We start from the raw sequence: 6198 nt of genomic DNA, 5'->3' as shown, positions 1-6198 counted from the left end.
TCATGAGCGCGCAGGATGCGCGCGGTCCGGAAGAGCATGAGCAGGCGGGACGCCCGCGGTCCGCCCTTCGCTAAAGAAGCTCGACAAAGTCCGGATCTTCCAGCCGCGCCAGGCGCTCCGACGCCAGCCGGGCGCAGTCGATCAGCAGCGACTTGCGCCGCGCCGCCGCCATCGGCCGGCGCGGCGGATGGCGCAGCAGCTCGCCGCCATAGGCGTCGGCGACGATCAGGCCGATATCCTCGGGGATCAGTGGCTGCGGGAAGTCGATGGGCACGGCGAAGTAGAGCTGGTCGCACCAGCCGAGATAGTCGGGCCACTTCTCGTCGACGCGCCAATCCTCGATCGACGACTTGACCTCGACGATGGTGATGTCGCCTGCGCGGCCAACGGCGAAGATGTCGGCGCGCCGGCCGTCGGGCAGCGGCACTTCCAGCAGCACCGAGTGGCCGGCCTGGCGCATCAGCCGGCAGGCGCCGCGACACACGGCGAGGGTGATCTCGGGCCGCGCCTGGCGCGCGACCGACGACATGCTCATGCCTCGACTTTAGCGCCCGGAGGCAGGCTTGGGCACCACGGTCGCGGAGGCCCGCGTCGCTGCATCGTCGATCGGCCGCTCGAGCGTCGGTGTGAAGCGCTGCGCCAGGCTCTCGGCCTGTCGGCGATCGTTCTCGGGGAGTTGGCTGGCCGATTTTTCCCGCACCGCGCGCGCATCGGGGTGGCCGGCCTTCTCGGCCAGCAGCAGCCACTTGTAGCCCTCGACGGGATCGGGTGCGCCGGCGACGCCACCCATCAGCATGATGCCCAGCGCATGCTGTGCCTGCGGCATTCCCTGCTGTGCAGCGCGGCTGTACCACAACATGGCCTGCGCAGGATCGCGCGGCAGGCCGACACCAGAGAAGTAGGCGTTGGCGAGCTTGAACTGGGCCGACGGCACGCCGGCCTGGGCGGCGACCTGATACCAGCTTATCGCCGATTGCACCGTGCGCTCGTTCGCCGCCTTGTCGCGCGAGGCGGGCGTGCGCGCTGCCATGTCGCCCAGCGCCAGGGCTGCCTCGGGCACGCCATTGTCGCGCGCCTGCACCAGCCAGCGCTGCGCCGCGGCGACGTCGCGCTTGATGCCGATGCCTTCGCTCAGCGCCAGCCCGTAGCGCAAGCCGGCCAGCACATGGCCTTTCTCCGCGGCGCGCCGATAGAGATCGGCGGCGCGCACCGGATCGGGCGCGACCTGCTCGGAGCTTTCGTCCATGGCGCGGCCGAGAGTGTAGAGCGCCTGTGGATCGCCGCTCGCCGCCGCCTTCTCGAGCCACGCCCGGGCGTTGACGAGATCGCGCGGCACGCCGAGGCCGCGCAGATAGAGGATGCCGAGGTTGATCTGCGCTCGTGTGTGTCCGGCCGACGCAGCCTTCTGGAACAGCTGGAGCGCGCGCGCCTCGTCGCGCGGCGTGCCGGGTATGCCTTGTGCGTAGACAAGGGCCAGGCGATGCGCCCCCTCGCTCGAGCCGGCATCGGCGGCGCGCTGGATGTGGCGCAGCCCGTCGCGGTTGGCGCCGCGATCGAGCAGCACGGCGCCGAGCCATGCCTCGGCATTGGCATCGCTCGCCATCAGCGATCTGAACGTCGCCTCCGCCGTGCCGAGATCGCCGGCGCGGTAAGCGGCGACGGCCGAGCGCAGCGGCGGCGCCACGTCGGACGCGTCCTGCTGCGCGAGCGCAGCACTGCCGACGGCAAGCGCCGCCGCAAGCACTGCCACCCGCAGCATCGTCATTTCGTCTTGAAGGTGTAGGCCGCGGCAGCCGCCTTGGCCTTCTCGATCTCGTCGGGCTTCATCTCACGCACGAGCTGCTCATAGACCTGCGGCGTGACAGGTCCGTGCCAGCGCTCGGCGATCGCCACCCACTTGTAGGCTTCGGACAGACTCTTCGGCACGCCCTTGCCTTCGGCATAGGCGCCGGCGATCGGCAGCATGGCCGGTACGTATCCGCGCTCGGCGGCATCGAGCAGCATCGGCGTCGCCTTGTTGGGATCGTAGAATTTCGAATCGGGATTTCCGTAGATGTAGAGGCCGGCGAAGAACTGCGCGCGCGGATCGCGCTCCTTTACCAGCACCTGCAGCTCTTTCTCGGCTGTCGCCGTGTCGCCCGCCTGCATCGCCTTGACGGCTTCTTCCACGCCTGCCGCGGCCGGCCCAGCCAGCGTGAGCAGCGCCGCGGCGCCTGAAAGAGCAAGCAGGGCACGATGGTTACGGACGAATCGCACGATGAGGCACTCCCGAAAACGGCACACGCTGATGGCCGACGCTGGCTGGATTTCGCCCCTCTACCATGGAAATGAGGCCGAAACAGACCTCATGGCTGTTGGTGACGTCGATTGGACGCTGGTTTTACGCAGATTTACGCGATGCGAGCAAATTTGCACTCACGCGACCCCTGCAGATGCAATTAAATGTAGACTAACTCATTGTAACAAAAAATAAATTCGACGAATAAATCCATTTGGATGGATTCCAGCCCACCCCTTTTCGACTATCTGCTGTCACGTAGGTGCAGCAAAACGTTGAAAAATCAGGGTTCTGGTCAGAGCCAGATATGCACTTTTGCAGGTGACGGAGGGTGCACTCATTTGTTAAGTTACGCTCATTAGAGACGGTCACACCTAGTTAATTCATATCTGAAAGGCTCTTCCCACCGGATTGGCAGCGCTTCCCGAACCAAGCGCGCCCGACACCAAGAGTTCCACATAGCCCGCCGGCGGCTCCCCAAGCCGCTCATCGAAGCCCCTTCCCACACACCCCAAGGCTTCGATACCCCACACCCAGGCGGGCTCCTAAGGAAGGCCGGTCGTTCCCCAAGCGACCGGCCTTTCATATTTCTGGGGGCAATTTCCACAGATCGATCCGACCACGGGATTGACCCATGCAAATAATTCGGGAAAAGGCATCAATGTCGGTGGCCGGGAGCGTCGATTATTGCAGGATGAACGCAATGTCAGATCACCCAAAACTGTCTATCTCCGTTAAAGAAATGCAGCAAATACAGGGTTAGAATCGACCGAGATATGCATTTTTGCAAGTTACGGGGACGTAGACCCGTGTTAAAGTAAACGCATTAAAGCAATTCTTATTCTATTGGTTTCAATATGAAAATTGTCGGATTCCCGATCGACGTCTCTCGTTCGCAAGACGGCCGCATCGTGCGGGGCCTGCGTACGCGCCAGGCTCTCATCCAAGCCACGCTGGACCTGATCCAGGCTGGCGATGTCGAGCCGACTTCCGCAGCCATCGCGACCATTGCCGGCGTTTCCAGCCGCGCCTTGTTCCAGCATTTCACCAGCCTCGCCGATCTCTACGCGGCGGCGTTCGATCTCGCGGTCAGCCGCGCCTTCGATCGCAACCGTCCCGTGGATGCCGCGGCGCCGCTTTCCAATCGCATCGAGCTCCTGGTGTCGGACCGCGCCCAGCTCTTCGAGGAGTGGCTGCCGGTGTGGCACTTCGCCGAGCGCGTGCGCAGCGTGGCGCCGGCGGTCGGCCTCGGCGTGGCGCAGCTGCGCAAGCTGCTGCGTGAGCGCCTCGCCGTATGGTTCTCGACCGAGCTCGGCAATCTCGATCCCGGCTCGCGCGACCTCGTGCTCGACTCGCTCGACCTTGCCTTCGGTCTCGACAGCTGGATGAACATGCGCGAGCAGCTTCGCCTGTCGCCGGTCCATGCATCGCGTACCTGGCGCTTCACCGCCGAGGCCATCGTCCTGCAGGCGCTCACAGTTCCCAACCAGCCCGTGGCGGTGGCCTAACCAGCCACCAGAGGAGGAAGCCCACCCTTCCCACACCCACAGGCTTCGTCTTTACGACCGGCCTCTCCTATTTCCGGGCAAAGAAAAAAGGCAGCGACCCGAGGGCCGCTGCCTTTTCCTTGAGACAGTGGTGGCGATCAGTTCGCCTTGGCGCGGAACTTCTCGTGGCAGGCGCCGCAGGCCTTGCCGGCGTCGGCGAAGGCGGCGGCCAGCGCCGCCTGATCACCCGAACCTGCCGCGGTGGCCAGCTTGTCGAAGGCGGCATCGGCGTTCTTGCTGGCGGCCTGGAAACCGGCCCAGTCGCTCCACACCGCCGGCAGCGCCTTGGTCTCGCCCTTGTCGGAGCCCGCCGGGAACAGCTTCACGAACGCCGCCTCGAGGGTCTTGAGCTTGGCGGCCTGCTCGACAGCGCCCGCGGTCGGACCCTTGGCATCGATGACGCCCTTGATGGCGCGCATCGCAGCAGCGGTCTGCTTGCGGTTCTCCTGGCGCTCCTTGACCACATCGGCCTGAGCCAGCGCGATGGTTGCACCACCGACCATCGCGCCGGCGACTAGCGCGCCGGCGATCACCACGACCAGAGTCTTCCTCATGGATCCATCCCCTATGAAAACATCGCGCCCGTCGGAAATTTTTTCTCGACGGCCCGGTATTTGTTGCAGACGTTTGGAGCAAAGCGAACAGGACCGGCGGCCAACTCCCATCACGACTGCGTGTGGTCCGCCGGAGAGGAGAACATTGGATGGCCGACAAGCTCGACAAGAAAGTGCGCGTCTGGGATCTGCCGGTGCGCCTGTTCCATTGGACGCTCGTCATCCTGCTGGTCACGTCGTACTTCTCCGGCCGCGCCGGCGGCGATTGGATGAAGCTCCACTTCTGGTCCGGTTACACCATCCTCACCTTGCTGCTGTTCCGCATCGCTTGGGGCTTCGTCGGCAGCACGACGGCGCGCTTCTCACACTTCGTGAAGGGCCCCGCCGCGTGGTTCGTCTATCTCAAGGATCTCCTGACCGGTCGACGCACCTACGACGTCGGGCACAATCCCGTCGGCGGCATCATGGTGCTGGTGCTGATCTTCGCCGTGCTGGCGCAGGCGGTGGCCGGCCTCTTCTCCGCCGACACCGACATGGGCACCGTCAACGGCCCGCTCGCCAATTCAATTCCCGACAAATGGGTCGATCGCCTGACGAGTTTTCACACCTTCTGGGTGAACGTGATCTGGTGCCTGGTCGCGCTGCACGTGCTGGCGGCGATCACCTATCTCGTGTGGAAGCGGCAGAACCTGATCGGCGCGATGTTCACCGGCCGCAAGCCGCTGGAGCACGTCGCCGAAGCAGGCAAGCCCGTGCCGACGCTCAGCTTCGCCTCGGGCCGGCTGGCGATATCGCTGCTGATCGCCGCTGCGGCCATCGTTTACTTCTGCCTAAGGCTGGGCTGACCTGCCGGGGTGGTCTTGCTTGGGGGGTAGGGCGCCCCTAGGGTGATCTTCTAAGCACTCGTGAAACCTGGATTTTGCACCATGAAATTTACCGGTACCGATTCCTACGTCGCCAGCGACGACCTGCGCGTGGCGGTCAATGCCGCGATCGCGCTGCAGCGGCCGTTGCTCATCAAGGGCGAGCCTGGCACCGGCAAGACCGTGCTGGCGCATGAGGTCGCCAAGGCAATCGGCGCGCCGCTGATCGAATGGCACATCAAGTCGACCACCAAGGCGCAGCAGGGCCTCTACGAGTACGACGCCGTCTCGCGCCTGCGCGACAGCCAGCTGGGCGACGAGCGGGTCAAGGACATCAAGAACTACATCAAGCGCGGCAAGCTGTGGGACGCCTTCACCTCGGATCAGCGCCCGGTGCTGCTGATCGACGAGATCGACAAGGCCGACATCGAGTTCCCCAACGACCTGCTGCTCGAGCTCGATCGCATGGAATTCTACGTCTACGAGACGCAGGAGGTCGTGAAGGCGGTGCAGCGTCCGGTGGTGATGATCACCTCCAACAACGAGAAGGAGTTGCCCGACGCCTTCCTGCGCCGCTGCTTCTTCCACTACATCCGCTTCCCCGATCGCGAGATCATGACCCAGATCGTGGACGTCCATTTCCCCGACCTGCAGCGCAACCTGCTGCGCGAGGCGCTGAACATCTTCTATGACATCCGCGAAGTGCCGGGCCTGAAGAAGAAGCCTTCGACGTCGGAGCTGCTCGACTGGCTGAAGCTGCTGATGGTCGAGGAGATGCCGCCGGAGGCGCTGCGCTCCAAGGATTCCAAGCAGCTGATCCCGCCGCTGCACGGCGCGCTGCTCAAGAACGAGCAGGACGTGCATCTGTTCGAGCGTCTGGCCTTCATGGCGCGGCGGGAACAGCGTCAGTAGTCAAAGCTCATGCTCCTCTCCCCCGCTAGGGGGAGAGGCTGGGT

The 6198-nt window shown here is 64.5% G+C and carries 7 protein-coding genes; 3 read left to right on the top strand and 4 right to left on the bottom strand.

Annotated elements, in window-relative coordinates:
- Window positions 1–70: 70 nt before the first annotated feature.
- From RSO01_RS45620 to RSO01_RS45610, 3 genes are read right to left on the bottom strand one after another with little or no spacing between them, the layout of a single operon-like run.
- A complete protein-coding gene (locus RSO01_RS45620; protein ID WP_218037667.1) occupies window positions 71–535 on the bottom strand; it encodes an MmcB family DNA repair protein in 465 nt (154 codons plus the stop codon).
- A gap of 9 nt (window positions 536–544) precedes the next feature.
- A complete protein-coding gene (locus RSO01_RS45615; RefSeq protein ID WP_147157269.1) occupies window positions 545–1765 on the bottom strand; it encodes a tetratricopeptide repeat protein in 1221 nt (406 codons plus the stop codon).
- Entirely contained in the window at window positions 1762–2256 is a 495-nt protein-coding gene (locus RSO01_RS45610; protein WP_147157268.1) for an SEL1-like repeat protein, read from the bottom strand. Before RSO01_RS45610 ends, RSO01_RS45615 begins: the two co-directional genes overlap by 4 nt.
- 879 nt (window positions 2257–3135) lie before the next feature.
- On the opposite strand from RSO01_RS45610, the gene RSO01_RS45605 reads away from it, so the two are divergent.
- Window positions 3136–3786: a TetR/AcrR family transcriptional regulator gene (locus RSO01_RS45605; protein ID WP_147157267.1), complete on the top strand. Its 651-nt coding sequence runs from the start codon at window positions 3136–3138 to the stop codon at window positions 3784–3786.
- A 137-nt stretch (window positions 3787–3923) separates the two neighbouring features.
- Here the strand turns inward: RSO01_RS45605 and RSO01_RS45600 are convergent, their stop codons facing one another.
- Window positions 3924–4379, bottom strand: a complete 456-nt coding sequence (locus RSO01_RS45600) for a c-type cytochrome (RefSeq protein WP_170303875.1) — start codon at window positions 4377–4379, stop codon at window positions 3924–3926.
- A gap of 149 nt (window positions 4380–4528) precedes the next feature.
- On the opposite strand from RSO01_RS45600, the gene RSO01_RS45595 reads away from it, so the two are divergent.
- Window positions 4529–5224, top strand: a complete 696-nt coding sequence (locus RSO01_RS45595; protein WP_147157265.1) for a cytochrome b/b6 domain-containing protein — start codon at window positions 4529–4531, stop codon at window positions 5222–5224.
- Between the two features lie 81 nt (window positions 5225–5305).
- Window positions 5306–6154, top strand: coding sequence for an AAA family ATPase (locus RSO01_RS45590; protein ID WP_147157264.1), 849 nt, complete (start codon window positions 5306–5308; stop codon window positions 6152–6154).
- The last annotated feature ends 44 nt before the right edge of the window (window positions 6155–6198 follow it).

Source organism: Reyranella soli, assembly GCF_007992495.1.
GTDB classification, from domain to species: Bacteria; Pseudomonadota; Alphaproteobacteria; order Reyranellales; family Reyranellaceae; genus Reyranella; species Reyranella soli.
This window is presented reverse-complemented; position numbering and strand designations above follow the sequence as displayed.